An 18,425-nucleotide genomic window follows, 5' to 3' on the forward strand; every position below is an offset into this window, starting at 1 on the left:
TTGTTTAATCTTCTAATAAAGAAATAGGTAATGCTTCAAGCTCTTCAGATCCATTCCGAAATCCCCAGGCAAATACTCCATTAAAATACTTGATGAAAAAAGTGCCGCCCTCCTGCTTTATTGCATAACGCTGCCCGGTCATAAAATCGTCCGGGTCTATTAAATAAGCTTCTGCCATCACTCGTTTTCTCTCCAAGACAGCAAATTCATTTACCATCCCCATTTGCTCTGCTTTTTTTGCTTTTTCGTTTAAATGTGCTATTTCATCTCTTAATTCTTTTTCGTTCATTTGACTATATCTTTTTTCCATCATCTTCATCCTCCAATAATTCTGTTCCTTGTAAGTAGTTATCAATTAAAGGTATCGGAAAACCTTTACGGTACAAAAATTCCTTGATTTTCATCTCCAAATTTTTGCCGGAATACTTGTTTTTAAACTTTTTCTTTGCTTTTTCTCCTTGCAGCCGTAAAGCTTTAAGCTCCTCTTCTTGAGAAACTTCTAAGTGTTCGTTTTCCCATGCTTGCAACGCTATTTCTAAGGAAAACCCTTTTTGAAGTAAACGATCAAGAAGACGTTTTTTCATACTTGAAGCCGATTCATTTTGTTTTTGTTTCCCTTTCTTTTGAAGAAATGTTTGAGCAGCTTCAAGTTGAGCTTTTAAAGTAAATTGAAGAAGCGCTTTCTCGGCTGTTTCAGAAGAAATGCCTTTTTGAAAAAGTTCTTCCTTTATTATGGCTGGACCTTTATCAGTTGTTTTTATTTTTGTCCGGACAAAAGCCATGGCAAATTCTTTGTCATCAATATATTGATACTCTTTCATTTTTCTAATTGCCTCTTCTATGACACCTTCGTTATATTCTTTTTTTATAAGGTACTGTTTTATTTGGTATTCTGTTCTCATTGAATGAGTGAGATAATAAATCGCATCGTTAAAGGCTTTTCTTTGCTGATCTGCTTGCAAAATCTCAACTTTTTCAGCTTTCGTTATAGTACTTCCCTTTTTCAATTGAAACTTCACAAGTACATTTTCATCAACACTAAACGCGTATTCTTCATAACCATTTTCATCGGTAAAAATATTAAAACGATCTTTTCTATTTTTTTGAGTAGTTATCTTCGATATTTTCATTGGTTTCCCCTTTATTACTCAGCTGGAATATATGAGATTATACTTTATTTATATCGGGTAAAGGTAGCATAGAAAATAAGAAAAACTCTGCTTTTCGCCAAACAAAAGGAAACCGCCTACAAACAAAGGAGTTGCTACTAAGTACCATCGCCCCACGGGATTCGGTGACAGGTCTAAGGAAACTTCAGCTGCATTAGTACATCCTGTCGTTGAATGCCATAATTCACTTGTACCGCTTACCAATAAAAACTATACTTTTTAACAGTGCAAAAAAGGAGCGAAGCGTATTGAATATTGCTGTGACAGGCGGTACTGGAATGGTCGGTTCCGCTTTAACTGGATATCTTACGAAAAATGGTCATCATGTTTACATCTTAACAAGAAACAGTAAGAACAAACAAAACAAAGAAAATATTACGTTTGTTGAATGGCTTCATGAAAAAAGCGCTCCTGAAAATCATCTACCTCCTTTAGACGCCATTGTTAATTTAGCTGGAGCACCTATAAGCAGCCGCTGGACAAAAGCCCAGAAAAAACTAATTCGTGACAGCCGCATAGATGCAACTCGAGAAGTTATACGCATCATACAAGCACTAAAAATAAAGCCAAACGTTCTAATTAATGCCTCGGCTGTCGGATACTATGGTATTTCTAAAACAGAAGTATTTACAGAAGAAAGCGGTCCAGAAGGCCTTAATTTTCTGCAGGATGTTTGTGAAAAATGGGAGTACGAGGCTTCAAAAGCAGAGGAATTTGGGATAAGAACGGTTTACGCAAGGTTTGGACTTATACTAGACGATAAAGCAGGAGCACTTCCAAAAATGATGCTTCCATACTCATTTTTTACCGGCGGACCAGTTGGTTCAGGAAATCAATGGTATTCGTGGGTCCATTTAAAAGATGTGGTCGAAATGATTGTCTTCGCTATAGAACATAACAAAGCAAGCGGACCAATAAACGTTACATCTCCACACCCAGAACAGATGAAACATTTTGGTCAAAAATTAGCAAAAAGGATGAATAGACCTCATTGGCTCCCCGCTCCATCCTTTGCTGTAAAAAGTTTGCTCGGTGAGATGAGCATCCTCATACTGGAAGGACAAAAAGTGATTCCTGAACAACCATTAACTTGGGGATATTCTTTTTCATTTCCGTATTTAGAAGATGCTCTTGAAGATTTGCTAACATAAAGATCTATTTAGATACGTAATGCAGTCCGACAAGATAAACATTTGATGATAAAAGCCGCCCAAATAAATTGAGAGCGGCTTCTTTTTTCGTATAAAACAGGTGTTAACATGCTAATATTAGATGGCTTCTGTTAAAACAACTTTCCATGCCGATGTAACAAGGTGATTAATCGTCTTAATGCAATCGAATAACAAGTAAATCTCATCGTATGTTCTCTAGTTGTAAAGTATTCATCATAAACTTTTTTAAAAGTTTCCTTCATTTGACTGCTCATTTCCTGTAATATTTCATCTTTCGAATAGCTTTCGGTTACTCGGCTTTGTTTCCACTCTAAATAGGATACATGCACCCCGCCAGCATTAGCCAGAATATCAGGCACAATGATTTTGCCTTTTTCTTGCAAAAATAAATCTGCTTCAACCGAAACAGGAGCATTTGCACCTTCTACAAGAACATCAGCCTTTATATCTTTCATGTTTTCTTTTGTCACTTGATCTTCAATAGCTGCAAATATTAATACATCTGTGTGAAGTGTTAATATGTCTTGCGGTTTATTAATTTCTGCTTCCAGATTTGCTTCTTTTAATTGCTGAGATGTTTGTGGCAGTCTTTTATGTTTGTCGGTATATACAACTAATTTTTCAATATTTAAACCTTCTTTATTAATTAAAGTCACAAATTGGTCTGATACAGCGGTAACTCGATGTTTGACTTCTGAACAGTTATACGCTTCAAGTGCAGCTATGCTTCCTACGTTACCAAAACCTTGGACAGCCACTTCTATTGGATCTGCTTCTTTGAATTTATTATAAAGTTTTTCAAGTGTATTCCATTGTTTGCTTCTTTCTTTATATTCCATGCTTGTATTTTCTTTTTTATCCAAAAACCAAGCATTTAACAAATAAATATAACTTAAAAACGTCCCGATACCAGTAGATTCTCTCCGTCCTGTTGCACCGTTATTTTCTACACTTTTTCCTGTGAATGATCCGGTATAAGCTTGGCCTGGATTGATTGTCTTATATTCACCAACCATCCAATCAATGATCTTATCATTCGTTCCTAAGTCGGGAGCAGGGATATCTTGAGTGGGTCCTAAATTTAATGCAAAACGCTGAACATATTTTTTACTTATTAAATTAAGCTCTCTTTCCGTATAGTTTCGAGGGTTTACATGTACTCCACCTTTTGCTCCCCCAAAGGGAAGACCATGCAAAGCATTTTTTAATGTCATTAAAATAGCTAAGTTTTCAACTTCTGACTCACTAACTTCTTCGCTAAAGCGTATACCGCCTTTATAAAAACCACTAATATTATTATGCTGAACTCGATAAGCAGGAATACGTTCAATCATTCCTCCTTCTCTAGAAACCCGTATGTAGCTTTTTATTATTTTATCTGTTGTTTTTAAAATTTCTCCAGCGGAATTCAAAACCGTTTCACGTTCCTTTTTGTCCGTTATATCCATTTTTAAAAAATCCTGATCTTTTAATTCGGCAACCACTTCTTCGATTAATTTTTTTGTTTGGGATCTTTCCATTATTTCTCCTCCTTTTGACTTATTGCAGGCATACTCCCCTCATTACCTAATCATCATTTTTTGAAACCCTTGTTAGCTTCAATAAATCTTTCCTAAATCCTTTTTACTTTAGAAAAGCTCGGCTTGCCATAAATTAAAAGAAGCTGCCGGCAAAAATTTTACTATTATAATGCGATAACAGATGAAACAGTGCCCTTATTCTATCTCCCAAATATCTATTCATCTCATGATATAAAAGCGCCACGTACTGTAACAAGGGCGGCATCACTACGTCCATGCGTTGAAAAGTACAGTTCTTTTTCTTGTATCTTGAGCCAGCCAATACAAACTTTCCTAAAAGTAGAAAATAAGAAAAGCGCAAGCGCCTTGCTCACGAACGACAAGTCCTGGAGAGTCGGCATATGGAAAGCTGATCTTTGCTTTCCATTGACGAACCGAAGGAATCTCGATCTAGTAGGTGCGGAAGACATCAAAAACGCCAACTATTTATAATTTCTTACCCTTTAAAAACAAAAAATATGTAATGCATTGATAAAACTGTTCATCCAAAAATTTCAGATTTTTTCTTAAAAAATCTGAAACCCCAATGAAAGCTGATACATCAGTGCTTTTGTCAATCTTTTACCATAACCAAAAATCAATAACTTCGACAAAAACGGTGTATAACCAACTATACGCTAGCATTATGTAAGCGCGGCAAGTATTACTGGCAGCCATCACCATTAAACCTAACTAAGCACTATTAATCCTTATCAAGAGCATTTGAACTTTTATTCTGTCCATCCTATTATTAATTCATGAACAATTGAGAAACACATTGCTTCTCCACAAAGGAGAAGTATAGAGTGTTTAAGTTTCATAGTCAGGAGGAATAGGTTATTAAGGTCCTTATTAATCAAAACGAAGGTGATAATAGGATGGAAACGAAGATGACTGGTACTGTAAGCACTGTTGATTCACTAACATTTGAAAAGCCAACAGTTGAAGACGGAGCTGACATGTGGGAACTTGTAAAAAATTCAACATTAGATTTGAATTCTTCCTACAAATACATTATGATGTGTGAGTTTTTTGCAGAAACTTGCGTAGTGGCAAAAGAAAAAGGTGAATTAGTCGGCTTTGTCACAGCATTCATCCCTCCGGAAAAACAAGACACAGTTTTTGTGTGGCAAGTCGGTGTAGACACTTCCCAGCGTGGAAAAGGACTGGCATCCCGGCTATTAAATGAACTCGTAGAACGTACAGGTTGCGATGATGTGAAATATTTGGAAGCTACTGTCACACCTTCCAATGAGGCGTCACAGGCTCTGTTTAAAAAACTGGCCCGTACCCATAACACTAATTGTGAGGTTTCCGAATGTTTCGCAGAAGAACTTTTTCCAGGAGAAGGACATGAAGCTGAATTAACATTCCGTATCGGTCCATTTGATAAATAACTTTGAACCCTAAAAAATTACAATAATCGCTGATAGACCACTAAGGAGGATCTACAAATAGCATGAATCAAAATGACTTGAGCATTTTCAACGAGCATGAATCTGAGGTCCGCAGCTATGTGCGTGGATTTCCAACTGTATTTCATGAAGCAAAAGGCTACAAATTATGGGATTTAGATAAAAAAGAATACATTGATTTCTTTTCTGGAGCAGGTGCCTTGAATTACGGTCATAACGATGACAACATGAAAAAGAAATTAATTGAATATATTCAGGAAGATGGTATTACTCATTCTCTTGATATGGCATCTAAAGCAAAAGGTGAATTTCTTGAAAAGTTTCACGAAGTTATTTTAAAACCCCGTGATCTAAATTATAAAGTGATGTTTCCTGGGCCTACCGGTACAAATACAGTAGAAAGTGCTTTGAAACTTGCTCGTAAAGTAACAGGACGCACAAATGTTATTAGTTTTACAAATGGATTTCACGGAATGACAATCGGTGCTCTATCTGTAACAGGAAACGCTTTCAAACGAAAGGGTGCCGGCATTCCGCTTCAAAATGCTGTAACCATGCCATTTGACAATTATATTCAAAATACAAATCAGGAAATTGAATATATGGAACGTTTATTAGATGATAATGGCAGCGGTGTTGATACTCCAGCAGCTATTATTCTGGAAACTGTTCAAGGTGAAGGCGGTCTAAATGCAGCTCGTATGGAATGGCTTCAAGCTGTTGAAAAAATTTGCCGTGAGCGCGACATCCTGCTAATTATTGATGATGTGCAAGCTGGTGTGGGCCGTACAGGAACCTTTTTCAGTTTCGAACCTGCAGGTATAAAACCGGATATCGTTTGTCTTTCTAAATCAATTGGCGGTTATGGTTCTCCGCTTGCTCTTACTCTTATTCACCCGGATTACGATAAATTTGCCCCAGGTGAACATAATGGAACATTCCGTGGGAACAATATGGCGTTTGTAACAGCAACAGAAGCACTTAACTATTGGAAGGATGACCAATTAGAAAAGAGTGTGCAAAAGAAATCACAACGAATTCAACAATTCCTAAATGACATGATTGAAAAATATCCTCAATTAAAAGGGACTCACCGCGGCAGAGGATTTATGCAAGGAATTGCCAGTGAAGTGGACGGTCTGGCAGATAAAGTTGCAGGTAAATGTTTTGAACACGGATTAATTATGGAAACAGCTGGTCCAGACGATGAAGTATTCAAGCTTTTCCCTCCAATTACCATTGATGATGAAGGATTAGAAAAAGGACTTGCTATTCTTCAAAAAGCTATTGAAGATGTCGTTGCAGAAGAAAAAGATCTCGTTACATCATAATGAAACCATACAATTTTGTTAATCATAAGAAAGGCCTGGTCTATTAGAACAACCTTTTGATCAGGCTTTTCTTTTATGACAAACTCTATTCAAAAAAATTAGGAGGAAACAACATGAAAGTAGTTAAACTAGAAGATGTTTTAGGGACTGAACAAGAAGTGGATGACGGCAACTGGGTCAGCAGACGTTTAATTTTAAAAAAGGACAACATGGGGTATTCGGTCCATGACACAATCATAAGAGCCGGCACAGAAACACATATTTGGTATCAAAACCATCTTGAATCTGTATATTGCATTGAAGGTGAAGGAGAAGTAGAAACACTTAGCGACAATAAAGTACATCCAATTAAAGCTGATACACTTTATGCACTTGATGAGCATGATGAACATATGCTCCGCGCAAAAACAGATATGCGTATGGTGTGTGTATTTAACCCACCGGTCAGTGGTCGTGAAGTACACGACGAAAACGGTGTTTATCCTGCAGACGTTGACTAAAAACATTCCTTCAGCTGCTTATAACAGCTGGAGGTTTTTTATTTGCTTTTTTATATTAAATAAGAAAAGCGCAAGCGCCTTGCTCACGAGTGAGTAGGCGCTGGAGCTAGACATGTAAAACGCCAAATATTTATAATTTCTTACCTTTTTCTTACCTTTTAAAGAAGAAATGAAACATTTTTTTAGCACTTCCGTATGATTATGGTATAGAGCAATTTTGAAAGGAAAGGGTGTTAATAATTGGAAGTATTGGGTTTCTTTGGATTCATTCTCATGTTTATTTTAGGTCTTTTTTTATTAAATATTTTTACAAGTGTTTGGGCCTACCGTGATTCTATCCGAAAAGGCAACAGTAAAGAATTTGCATTAATTGTTTTGATAGGCACTCTCTTTTTTCCAGTAATTGGTTTAATTGTTTATTTAATTATTAGGAACAATTAACATTCATTAGTGTAAATAATAATATTTAAATATTACATTATCACCATTAGCTCCCATCTTATTTATGAGTGTGCGGACATCATTTAACGACCTGGCAGGGTATTGATAGTTGCAAATGGATGGTTTTTGTGCACTCATATATGAAGTTGTTATACAAACGGACTCTTCATATGGATCAAAATATATTATAAATGGAAGTTCATAAGCCGGATGGTTCACTTTCCCTTTATATACATAGTAAGCCATGCGTTTTACCCTCCTGCTTCAAAGGATAAAATCCAAATGAAGGGTTTTTTATTCCAAGTCAGCTACTTTATCATATTGCTGCAGTCTTTAGAACGGCAAGGCTAACGCGGGGCTTCATCGATTCTGGGTAGAAAAACTCAGTTCCTGTACGTAGTCCTGAAACTGCTAACCTATAATATTTCTAAGTAGTGTACAAAGAAAAAAGGCCTGTACCCAAAAAACTTGGGTGCAGACCTTTTTTATTCTATCGTTACGCTCTTCTTAAAGAAGATAACGCCGATATACGCTTTTTATGATTCGGCAATGATCATATCAATGCCGTTATCATTGAATAAAGTAATGAAGTCGTCTGATGGAAGACGATCTGTAATAATAACATCAGCTAAGCTCAAATCCATTCCTTTATAAAAATGCTTTTTATGAAATTTAGAATGATCGGCTAGTACATATACTTTGTCCGCCCTTTCAGACATTTTCTTTTTCACAGCAGCATCTTCTTCATGAGCGTAATAAAAACCATCTTCGCTTATTCCTACTACACCCATAAACGCTTTATCAGCATAGTACTGGTCTAATTTACTAAGAGTATTTGGTCCGAATAAAAAACGGTGCTCTGGATTTAAGCGGCCCCCTAGTAAATATATTTCTGTATCGTTCTTAGTAGAAACACTTTCGGCATTAACAATTGAATTAGTTATAACAGTTAACCTGCTGCTGTGAATCTTTTCAGCTGTGAACTGCACGGTAGTAGATGCATCTAGCATGATCACTTCTTCTGATTCAATTAACTGCGAGGCATGTTTTGCAATTTTATTTTTCTCTTCTGCAGATCGTTCTAAGCGTTCTGCGTAGTCTTTTAGTGATTCTTTTACTCGAGGAAGCATTACACCGCCATGGGTTCTAATAACAAGTCCCTGTTCCTTTAGCTTTACGACATCTCTCCTCGCAGTGTCTCGTGAGACGTGAAATTCCTGGCACATATCTTGAATGCTCATGCGTTGGTGACGTTTTAAATAATCAATGATAGCTGCCATTCGTTCTTCTTGATACATGAAACATACCTCTCTTCTCCCCTATCTTCCATTATAAGTTTTTTTAAGTATTTTTCAAGTATTTTAAAATAAAACACTTATAATGAAAGATTAGAAACCTTGACTTGTCGTCAAATTAATTACGGAGGTCTTAGTCTTACTCAAAATTATGAATTCCATATTCTTTATAACGCAAAAAAGGAGCTTATCCCTTAGGAAAGCCCCCCTGGTTACTTTAAGTTTCATGATAAAACGGCTAGTGGCGTTTGTGAAGTATAACCCAAATCTTTTGCTATTGCTTCATATGTTATATTACCATTCGCTACATTTATCCCTTTTCTAAGAGCTTCGTTCTCTTTAGCGGATTGAACGATTCCTTTGTTCGCAATCTCAAGAGCATAAGGCACTGTAACATTTGTTAATGCAATCGTAGAAGTCCTAGGGACGGCACCAGGCATATTAGCCACTGCATAATGCACCACATCATGCTTTATATACGTAGGATTATCATGCGTTGTAATCCGGTCAGCTGTTTCTATAATCCCGCCTTGATCAATGGCCACATCAACAACTACGGAACCAGCAGACATAGAAGCAATCATTTCTTCTGTTACGAGTTTCGGTGCCCTTGCTCCAGGTATTAACACTGCACCAATTACAAGATCTGATTGTTTAACTTCTTCATAGAGATTCATAGGATTAGACATTAGAGTTTGTATTTTACCGTTATACGTATTATCTATTTCACGGAGTCTTTGTGGATTTAAGTCGATAATCGTTACCTCAGCCCCTAAACCAGAAGCAATGATCGCTGCATTGGTTCCAACAACTCCTCCCCCAATGATAGTAACTTTTCCACGCTTAACTCCCGGAACACCAGAAAGTAAAATCCCTTTTCCTTCTTTTGGTTTTTCAAGAAACTGGGCGCCAATTTGAGCAGCCATCCTGCCAGCCACTTCACTCATTGGAGTCAATAATGGCAAAACTCCATCCTTTTCTACGGTTTCATAAGCAACTGCCGTCATACCTGATTCCGTTAAAGCTTTAACAAGTTTGGGTTCTGCTGCTAAATGAAGATAGGTAAATAAAATAAGATCTTCTCTGAAATATATAAATTCTTTCTCTAGTGGTTCTTTAACTTTCATGACCATATCCGCTTGTTTCCAAACATCTTCCGGATTTGATTTAATTATCGCACCTGCTGTTTTATACTCTTCATTCGAAAAACCGCTCCCCTCTCCTGCTGCTGCCTCTATGAAAACATCATGTCCTGCTTTTATTAGAGATACTACGCCTGCCGGTGTTAATGCTACACGGTTTTCATTATTTTTTAATTCTTTTGGAACTCCGATAATCATTGTTCGTCCCCCTATGTTTTTGTCTTACTGACATTATAGAGGAAGGTAATATGCTGCTTCATCGTTAATATTCCAAAAAATGAGAGCAGCCGTTTGTGAAAATTCACAAATGACTGCTCTTAATCACTTAATTCGGTTAAACTAATTTCTAAAAGCAAAGATGATTTTTGATGGGCATTCCCTATATCTATATTGGTCAGCTCCTCCACTCGTTTCATTCTATAAGCCAATGTATTCACATGAATATGCAATTTTTTAGAAGCTTCTTTCATATTTGCATCATGCTGAAGATAAACGGCCAAACTTTTGCATAAATCCGTATTATTTTTATGATCATATTCTTTTAGTAATTCTAATACAGGTTCTGTATAACTTTCTCGTTTCTTTTGCTCCAATAAAACCTTCGCATATCTGTAAAATCCTAATTCGTGATAAAACACAAATTTTTCTTTATCTGGTAGCAGCTGTTTATTTATTGTAATGACATCTAGAGCTTTCTCATAGCTATCTTTCACTTCTGAAAAATGTGAACACAACTCACCGCTTCCAGCAAGTACCTGGTTCACACCAATCCTCTCTTTTAACAACTGTATACACTGTTTTATAAACAGACGAAGACTTTTTTCTTCTCTATTGTGCACTGGTTCCACAAGCATAATTAACATATTTCTATCAGTTGTATAAAATAATTTTTTTATCTTTTGAGATGTGTTTGTTATATACACAATATTTTTGTGAACGTGCTCAACCATTTCTTCATTTGTTTCAAACACAACAACAGAAAAATGCTGCGGCATTTTAGAAAACCAATTTTGAAGATCATTTTGAATACCTTCCTCTTCCATAACCTCGCCTGTTAGTAATCTCCAGAATAATTCTTGACTGTTTTTCTCTTGTTCTTTTTTCAGATAATGAACTTGTTGTAATTGAGTAACTGCTTTTGCTGCAGCTGCTTGCAGCAACGATGCCTCCCGCTCCCCAAAAGAGCGGTTTACTTCTAGGACCCATATATATCCTAATATCTCGTTACTTTTTTTTATTGAAACGGCCATGCGATTACCTAAACCAATTTCTTTTATTTCACGAATATACATTGCCTCATTTTGGTGGTGAAGAGCAGGAATAATCCTTTCTTTCCAAAGTGTATTTATCACTTTTTCAGGTACTCGTCTTCCAATTATAGTAGAAACCCTGGCGGAATCCGTGTGTTCTTTATGGGTACTATATGCAAGCAGCCTGTGATTGGAATCCTCAATAGTCACCGGACCGTCAAGAAGTTCACTAATATAATCAGCAAATTCTTCTAATGAATAAAACCGACGTTGAAATTTTCTCAAAAACTGTTCGACCATCTTGACTCCCCCAATATGTACTAAAATAAACAATAATCTGGGAATTCTGTACTCAACCATATATATAAAGCGGCATAACTTGCATAAGGGGACCACTGCTTCCCACGTTCTTTTATCTCTTCTACAGAAGGTTTGTGATCTTTTCCCCAAAGTTTCTTTAAACCATTTTGAATTCCAATATCACCTGCTGGCAAAAGATTCTCTCTTCCTAATCCAAACAATAAAAAGCATTGAGCTGTCCAAGGGCCAATACCACGAATCGATGTTAAATCTTGAATTATTTCTTCATCTCTTTTGTAGGTCAAATTCTTTAGATTAAGGCTGTTTTTTTCAATTAGCTTTGATGTATCGATAACGTATTCTGCTTTTCTTTTACTAAATTGGAGTTGTTGTAAATCAAATGGTGAAAGGCCAGCAATTTTTTCAGGGGCAGGATAAAACCAAGCACCATCTACTTGTTCCCCATATGTTTGAACAAAACGGGTAGTTAGCGTATAAGCAAATTTCATATTCAGCTGTTGGTGAATAATAGTTTTCATTAAACAGCCATATAACTCAAAATCAAGAGCAAGCGGGACGCCTGCAAAACACTTGAAAAGGGGAGCTAAATCTGTTGTTAAAAAATGATCATATATTTTGGACAAGGGACGTTCCCATAAAAATATTCTATTCACTTGATAAAAAGCTGCTTCTTTACTGACCCTTTCTCCAAATAGTTCAGCTTTTACTCCAGAAGAAGTATCACTAAATTGCAGCAATACACCTTCTTTTATACCTCCATCTTCCACAGGTATTCGAATAGAATGCAATGATTTATTAATGCTTAATAATGGATCTGCTTTCATTCGTTTGAGAAGCAGTTTGTAATTATACAAATTCGTCAGTTCCTTTTCTATTTTCCACACATGACTCCCCCCTTGCTTCAAAAATCTTTTTTCTGTATTATACCATGTCCTCCTTCATTTCCTAAACTTACTAGCCCGTGAAGACTTTATTATTTGGTAAAATAGAAGCAATTCCAACAAAAAAAGGAGGATATCATTGACTATATCTACAGACCTAGCTTCTATCCATATTTTGTCTTCAGTCTATCAATCTAACAACATTTCTGAAACTTTCTCAAAAACTGTTAATACATTGTGTGAAAAAGTGGATTATATTAATTGGGCAGGGATATACTTGCATGAAAATGAAGAAACCCGCCTTCATGCTTTTGCTGACGACGGAGAAAACATGCAAAGTCAACTAGCTTTTCCAATTAAAAACCGTAACAAAGAAATTGGTGTATTAGTAGTAAAAAGCAAACAATGGATTGTATTTGATGTAACAGATGTTTCTACTCTTGAAACGGTAGCTTCTGAATTAGGTGATCTTTGTACATAAATACATATTTACACACTTAGGACGGAAGCTCCCATGAACTTCCGTCCTTTTCCAATTGTTTAAGGGGTTTTAAACAATAAGTCATCCAAACTTTTAAAGGTATATCCTTGTTTTTCACATTCATCAATTACTTTTTCTAAAGCTTCCGCGTTATCTTCTGAAACAGAGTGTAAAAGCATTACTGCTCCCGGGTGAACTCTTCTCATAATACTTTTATAAGCATGATCTGGTCCTTTCTGACCATTTGTTTCCCAATCTACGTAAGCAAACGACCAAAAAACATTGATATACCCCATTTTTTGAGTTTGAGCAAGCGACCTTTCATTAAAGGTTCCTTGCGGAGGTCTTAAGTAAATCATATCTTTTTCACCAGTAATTTGTTCGTATTCTTCCTTCACTTTTGACAATTCTTTTTTCATCCGCTTTTCGCTTATTTCAGGCAAACTTGGGTGATGCCATGAATGATTGCCAACAATGTGGCCTTCTTCCTTCATTCTTTTAACCAGATCGGGAGCCGATTTCAAATAATGACCGGTTACAAAAAAAGCGGCTGGAACATCCTTTTCTTTCAATACGTCCAAAATATCAGCTGTATAGCCATTTTCGTACCCATTGTCAAAGGTCAAATATAATGTTTTGTGATTGGGGTCCCCTATAAAAAAACCACCGTATTTGTCGAGTAAATCTTTATACATTTCTTCCGTATCAGATGGCTCATTATTTTTAGCAGGCTTAAAATTCCATCTATATATTTCTTCACCAAGTGCAGTGTCAATTGAAGAAGAAAGACTTAGGAAGAGGAATAAAAAAGTAACAATAATATATTTCATTTGGCATTCCTCCGATTTTTACTTTATAGGTTCTACTTTTCCTCGTTCTTTATTCAAAAGAGCACTTAGTTCATATGAGGCACTTTAATACTTTATATGAATAAAATAATTTTCATTATAAAAAGGGTTTTATCCATCTAAGAAAAATGATATAAATAATAATAAGTAAGCGTTTTCATTTTTTGAAGGGTGGTATGTTTATGTTCATAACAAGTAATTGTTACTAAATAGTAACTTATAAGCTTAAAATGTAAACGAATTGTATTTTATTTGTAATGTTTTTGTATATTATTTTAGAATACTATATTATTGTTTATATATTTAAAAGGGGGAAATACATTATGGCGGAGGATGCCAAAAAACAAGGGATTGTCCAGCGTTCACTGGACGTTATAGAAAAGGTAGGCAACAAACTGCCGCACCCGATTACTTTATTTGCTATTTTAGCTATATTTGTCGTTATTGCATCCGCTGTTCTTTCTAACGCTGGATTACAGATTGAAGATCCGGCAGAAGAAGGAGAGATCATTACTATCACCAATCTTCTTTCTAGTGATGGCATTGAATACATGTTCACAAGCATGGTTGAGAATTTTATTAATTTCGCACCGCTCGGTGTTGTTCTTGCAACAATGATCGGCATCGGGATTGCCGAGCGGACTGGACTTATTGGTGTCCTTTTGCGCAGTTTTGTTTTATCTGTACCTAAATTTCTTCTTACAGGAGGATTAGTTTTTGCAGGTATCATGTCAAGCGTAGCTTCCGATGCAGGCTATGTCGTTCTTCCGCCTCTTGGTGCCATGCTTTTTGCCGCTTTAGGGAGACACCCTCTCGCTGGGCTGGCTGCAGCATTCGCCGGAGTGTCAGCCGGCTTTAGTGCTAATTTATTACTTTCTGCTACAGATCCGATGCTCGGGGAATTAACAATACAAGCAGCAGCTACTATTGATGCTGCATACGCAGAGGGTATGAACAATGCAATGAACTATTACTTTATCATAGCATCTACGTTCTTTTTAACTATTGTTGGTACGTTGGTAAGTGAAAAAATCGTAGAACCGCGTTTGGGAACTTATAAAGAAGTGAATACCGAAGAACTGCAGGACATTACTTCTCAAGAGAAAAAAGGTATGCTTTGGGCAGGAATTTCCACTCTTGTTACCGCCTTTTTACTCGCATTGTTAATTGTCCCTCCTGGCGCTCCATTACGTGGAGAAGACGGGGCTATTGTCCAATCTCCATTTATGAGTTCATTAGTTGTTGTCATACTCATCATTTTCTTTGTACCTGGCTTAGTATATGGAATAGTGACAAGATCCATAAAAAACGACAAAGACGTTGCAAATCAGCTTTCAGAAACAATGGCATCGATGGGAATGTTTATCGTCCTTGCGTTTACAGCCGGTCAATTTGTCGCTTATTTCAATGAAACGAATATGGGGCTTTTGTTAGGAGTATACGGAGCTGAATTTTTAGACACTATTAATTTAAGCGGGATTCCTTTAATTATCGCCTTTGTTATTATAACAGGTTTTATTAACTTATTTATCGGAAGTGCGTCTGCTAAGTGGGCAATTATGGCACCAGTTTTTGTTCCAATAATGATGCTGCAAGGTTATTCACCTGAGCTTACCCAAATGGCTTATCGTGTAGCTGATTCTACTACCAACATTATTACTCCATTAATGACTTATTTTGCAATCATTATTGCGTTTGCTCAAAAATATGACAAAAAAATGGGGATTGGATCCTTAATCTCTGTCATGCTGCCTTACTCTATTATATTCATGATTACATGGACCATTATGTTAATTGTCTGGATGGCTTTCGGGATTGATCTTGGACCAGGCGCCCCTATTGAATATAACGGTTAATCTTAGAGAAAGACGCTGCATCAGCACCTGAACTGCAGCGTCTTTTTTAATACCGGAGTTTTACTCGATTGATTCTAAATGATGATACTGATTTATATAATGAATAGAAAGTTTATCGCCTCTCCAGCTTAGTTTGGTCACTCCTGTATTGTTTATCTGAAATGGACGGTGCAGTGTATTCCATTGTTCTCCAGCGAGCAGATACATTAGGAAAATAGTGAGGAAGCCGCCGTGAGAAACGACAGCAGCTTTTTCATTTTCTTTTATGTTCATTAACGTTTTATAAAAATGACGGCATCTTGCTGTTATTTGTTCATCTGTCTCCGTTCCAGCAAGTCCTGACTGAAGTAAATTTTTATTTTTCACTTCAGGGTATTCCTCATATATTTGTTCTCTTGTTTTGCCTTCGAGCGGTCCTAAATGTATTTCTCGAAACTCTTTTGAAGCGATGGTTTGAACAGATTGATACTTTTCTAAAGCTTTTGCTGTTTCATATGCTCTAGCCAGATCACTGCTGTAAAGGTAGTCAAGTTTAACTGTTGAAAAATATTTCCCCAGCTTAACCGCTTGTTTTTTTCCTTTCGTAGTTAAGTCAAAATCTTCACAGCCTTGCAATTTAGCTTCGCGATTGCCTTCTGATTCACCATGCCTTATTAAATAAATCTCCATCCTACCCTGTCCTCTCAATCCCAATCTTGTTTAAATTGTTTTATTTTAACTTTTATTTGATCAAACATATGATCAAGTCGTTCTAAATCAGATGACTTGACGTCGTCTGTTTCTTCCATCTGTTCTACCATTTCCTGTATCAATATCACTCGCTGCCTCAAATACTTTAATTGACGCTTTTTATTATGAACTGGGCTGCTCATAACTTCCCCCTCTTCTCTTTTAGTTATCTTTTTGTTCTTCGTGAAAAATATTAATATTTCTCCATTTCCCAAATCGATAATAGGAAGCAGCTATCACACTACTAACAACAAAACTCAATCCAATACCTATAGCAATGCCGATTTCAGAAAAGATAGAGGAGAAGGCCCAAGCAAGCGGAAAACGCAGCACCCAGAAAGAAATAATGTTAAGAACGAGCACTTGAAACATGGCCCCTGAAGACCGAACAATTCCATTTAATACAAAATTAATGCCTAAAAACGGATAAAAGAAGGCTATAATTTTAAGGTAAGACGCACCAAAATCAATGGTTGCTTGATCTTCCACAAACATCCCCATCAATAGCCCGGCAGATAGAAATACAAACAAGCTGATCGTTAAAGAAACACTAACAATTAAAAGCAAACCACTCTTTGCTATGTCATTAACTCGGTGCCATTTATCAGCCCCTATATTTTGCCCAGCCATACTCGTAATAGCAGAACCCAGCGTTATAGCAGGAAGCATAATAACACTGTCTATACGTTGTGCTGCACCATAACCTGCTATGACTGTTTCCCCAAAAGACGTTACAACAGTCATAATAGCAAGCACACCACCTGAAATGGCCATCATTGAAAAACCAGATGGAAGTCCTAGTTTAAAAATTCTCTTAAATTCCGGCCACGGCGGAGGTGATGGAATAGTAAACGGCAGACCTCTTTTCTTTATAGAATAAACAATTCCGAAAAGAAATGCGCTGCCTTGGGAAAGGACTGTGGCATAAGCGGCTCCTTCCATTCCATAATTAAGCACAGATATGAATACGGGATCTAATACCGTATTTAAAATTACTGCTAAAAAAATAAAACGCAAAGGTGTTTTACTATCCCCAACCGCACGCAGCACCGTTCCAATAAAATTATAGCCAAACAAAAATATGATCCCAATGAAATTAATACGTAAGTAATTTAAAGCCATGGGCATGATACTTTCTGGTGTTCCCATCCATTTAAGAATAAACGGAGATAAAAAATAACCTGCCGCGCCTAAAAAAATCGATAGTGTTCCTAATACAAATACAAAAGCATTTAATGAAACACGCAGCCCTTCATTGTCTTTTGCCCCTGTTCTTTGTGAAAGCACAGTCAATGTCGCACTATTGATACCAATAATAAATGATAATATAGTGAATATAATAGTCGCGGAAATAGATACAGCTCCTAGAGCATCTGCTCCAATCAAGTTACCTACCCATAAACTGTCAATAATTTGATAGGAACTTTGAAGAAGGTTTCCTAAAAAGATGGGAGTAGCAAAAAAAATCATTTTTTTCATGATGCTGCCTTCTGTAAAATCCATTTGTTTATTTTCGATACCCATCTTTTTCTCTCCTGTTCTAGCTCGATCGTTTCTATTGGTATGTTTCTCTAACAACCTTTCAGGTCAGCTATCATTTTTTTAATTCAAACGTTTCCGTAATATGAATACTATCCTTAACAGACTGCACCATCGAACAATTTTTTCGTGTCCATTCCAAATTTTTCTTCATTTGTGTTTCTGTTACATTCTCAGCATAAACGATAAAATGCAAATGAATTTCTTGTACTTCATTTGCTCCTTGCTCACTTCTTTTAACGTCCGCTTTTATATAAATATCTTTAATAGTCTGCCTGCGTTTTTCCATAATTTTTCTTAGTACCCCGCCGCTGCAAACAGCAACCGAAGAAACAAGCAATTGATACGGTCTAAAGCCATGGTCTGCATTGCCAGAAATTTGTAAGTCTCCAAACTCTGTTTCTGTAGTAAAACTGTTTTCTTGCATCCAAAATTCCATGTATGTTTTCTCTCCTCTGTTTATAATAACTCCCCTTATTTTTAAAAAAATAAATCA

Annotated in this window: 20 protein-coding genes; 7 read left to right on the forward strand and 13 right to left on the reverse strand. The window is 36.5% G+C overall.

Going from position 1 to position 18,425, the window contains the following annotated elements:
• Positions 1-4: 4 nt before the first annotated feature.
• Both FZF09_RS20455 and recX read right to left on the reverse strand, forming a co-directional pair.
• Complete coding sequence (locus FZF09_RS20455) at positions 5-313, reverse strand: YfhH family protein (protein WP_158738419.1); 309 nt, start codon at positions 311-313, stop codon at positions 5-7.
• Positions 294-1,130 carry a recombination regulator RecX gene (gene recX / locus FZF09_RS20460; protein WP_158738420.1) on the reverse strand — a complete coding sequence of 279 codons (837 nt, stop codon included), beginning with the start codon at positions 1,128-1,130 and terminating at the stop codon, positions 294-296. Before recX ends, FZF09_RS20455 begins: the two co-directional genes overlap by 20 nt.
• 287 nt (positions 1,131-1,417) lie before the next feature.
• Between recX and FZF09_RS20465 the strand changes: the two genes are divergently transcribed.
• Complete coding sequence (locus tag FZF09_RS20465) at positions 1,418-2,320, forward strand: TIGR01777 family oxidoreductase (RefSeq protein ID WP_158738421.1); 903 nt, start codon at positions 1,418-1,420, stop codon at positions 2,318-2,320.
• 131 nt (positions 2,321-2,451) lie between these two features.
• Here FZF09_RS20465 and FZF09_RS20470 read toward each other — a convergent pair whose 3' ends face one another.
• A complete protein-coding gene (locus FZF09_RS20470) occupies positions 2,452-3,861 on the reverse strand; it encodes a Glu/Leu/Phe/Val family dehydrogenase (RefSeq protein ID WP_158738422.1) in 1,410 nt (469 codons plus the stop codon).
• A 917-nt stretch (positions 3,862-4,778) separates the two neighbouring features.
• Between FZF09_RS20470 and ectA the strand changes: the two genes are divergently transcribed.
• From ectA to FZF09_RS20490, 4 genes are all read left to right on the forward strand, one after another.
• Positions 4,779-5,297: a diaminobutyrate acetyltransferase gene (ectA, locus tag FZF09_RS20475; protein ID WP_255450614.1), complete on the forward strand. Its 519-nt coding sequence runs from the start codon at positions 4,779-4,781 to the stop codon at positions 5,295-5,297.
• Between the two features lie 62 nt (positions 5,298-5,359).
• Positions 5,360-6,646: a diaminobutyrate--2-oxoglutarate transaminase gene (ectB, locus tag FZF09_RS20480; protein WP_158738423.1), complete on the forward strand. Its 1,287-nt coding sequence runs from the start codon at positions 5,360-5,362 to the stop codon at positions 6,644-6,646.
• Positions 6,647-6,759: 113 nt separating this feature from the next.
• Entirely contained in the window at positions 6,760-7,146 is a 387-nt protein-coding gene (locus tag FZF09_RS20485) for an ectoine synthase (protein ID WP_091586176.1), read from the forward strand.
• A 273-nt stretch (positions 7,147-7,419) separates the two neighbouring features.
• Positions 7,420-7,587 carry a PLDc N-terminal domain-containing protein gene (locus FZF09_RS20490; RefSeq protein WP_091586280.1) on the forward strand — a complete coding sequence of 56 codons (168 nt, stop codon included), beginning with the start codon at positions 7,420-7,422 and terminating at the stop codon, positions 7,585-7,587.
• 6 nt (positions 7,588-7,593) lie between these two features.
• Here the strand turns inward: FZF09_RS20490 and FZF09_RS20495 are convergent, their stop codons facing one another.
• The 5 genes from FZF09_RS20495 to FZF09_RS20515 all read right to left on the reverse strand — a co-directional run bounded on the left by FZF09_RS20495 (position 7,594) and on the right by FZF09_RS20515 (position 12,479).
• Positions 7,594-7,833 carry a hypothetical protein gene (locus FZF09_RS20495; RefSeq protein WP_158738424.1) on the reverse strand — a complete coding sequence of 80 codons (240 nt, stop codon included), beginning with the start codon at positions 7,831-7,833 and terminating at the stop codon, positions 7,594-7,596.
• Positions 7,834-8,123: 290 nt separating this feature from the next.
• Entirely contained in the window at positions 8,124-8,885 is a 762-nt protein-coding gene (locus FZF09_RS20500) for a DeoR/GlpR family DNA-binding transcription regulator (protein WP_158738425.1), read from the reverse strand.
• 221 nt (positions 8,886-9,106) lie between these two features.
• A complete protein-coding gene (gene ald, locus FZF09_RS20505) occupies positions 9,107-10,222 on the reverse strand; it encodes an alanine dehydrogenase (protein WP_158738426.1) in 1,116 nt (371 codons plus the stop codon).
• 119 nt (positions 10,223-10,341) lie between these two features.
• Positions 10,342-11,574, reverse strand: coding sequence for a PucR family transcriptional regulator (locus tag FZF09_RS20510; RefSeq protein ID WP_158738427.1), 1,233 nt, complete (start codon positions 11,572-11,574; stop codon positions 10,342-10,344).
• A gap of 20 nt (positions 11,575-11,594) precedes the next feature.
• The gene (locus tag FZF09_RS20515) at positions 11,595-12,479 is read right to left on the reverse strand and encodes a DNA-3-methyladenine glycosylase family protein (RefSeq protein ID WP_233269579.1); all 885 of its coding nucleotides are present in this window, start codon (positions 12,477-12,479) and stop codon (positions 11,595-11,597) included.
• 136 nt (positions 12,480-12,615) lie between these two features.
• Here FZF09_RS20515 and FZF09_RS20520 point away from each other — a divergent pair, with 136 nt between their 5' ends.
• Positions 12,616-12,957 carry a GAF domain-containing protein gene (locus tag FZF09_RS20520; protein ID WP_158738428.1) on the forward strand — a complete coding sequence of 114 codons (342 nt, stop codon included), beginning with the start codon at positions 12,616-12,618 and terminating at the stop codon, positions 12,955-12,957.
• Between the two features lie 59 nt (positions 12,958-13,016).
• On the opposite strand, the gene pdaA is transcribed toward FZF09_RS20520, so the two are convergent.
• Positions 13,017-13,787, reverse strand: a complete 771-nt coding sequence (pdaA, locus tag FZF09_RS20525) for a delta-lactam-biosynthetic de-N-acetylase (protein WP_158738429.1) — start codon at positions 13,785-13,787, stop codon at positions 13,017-13,019.
• Positions 13,788-14,128: 341 nt separating this feature from the next.
• On the opposite strand from pdaA, the gene FZF09_RS20530 reads away from it, so the two are divergent.
• A complete protein-coding gene (locus FZF09_RS20530; protein WP_158738430.1) occupies positions 14,129-15,661 on the forward strand; it encodes an AbgT family transporter in 1,533 nt (510 codons plus the stop codon).
• Positions 15,662-15,721: 60 nt separating this feature from the next.
• Here the strand turns inward: FZF09_RS20530 and FZF09_RS20535 are convergent, their stop codons facing one another.
• From FZF09_RS20535 to FZF09_RS20550, 4 genes are all read right to left on the reverse strand, one after another.
• Positions 15,722-16,330, reverse strand: a complete 609-nt coding sequence (locus FZF09_RS20535) for a histidine phosphatase family protein (protein ID WP_158738431.1) — start codon at positions 16,328-16,330, stop codon at positions 15,722-15,724.
• Positions 16,331-16,344: 14 nt separating this feature from the next.
• Positions 16,345-16,533: an SE1561 family protein gene (locus tag FZF09_RS20540; protein ID WP_158738432.1), complete on the reverse strand. Its 189-nt coding sequence runs from the start codon at positions 16,531-16,533 to the stop codon at positions 16,345-16,347.
• Positions 16,534-16,552: 19 nt separating this feature from the next.
• Entirely contained in the window at positions 16,553-17,914 is a 1,362-nt protein-coding gene (locus FZF09_RS20545; protein WP_158738433.1) for an MATE family efflux transporter, read from the reverse strand.
• Positions 17,915-17,984: 70 nt separating this feature from the next.
• On the reverse strand, positions 17,985-18,368 hold the full coding sequence (locus FZF09_RS20550) for an OsmC family protein (RefSeq protein ID WP_158738434.1): 384 nt from the start codon (positions 18,366-18,368) through the stop codon (positions 17,985-17,987).
• Positions 18,369-18,425: the final 57 nt, after the last annotated feature.

It is taken from the genome of Alteribacillus sp. YIM 98480, from assembly GCF_009765375.1.
Taxonomy (GTDB): domain Bacteria; phylum Bacillota; class Bacilli; order Bacillales; family Marinococcaceae; genus Alteribacillus.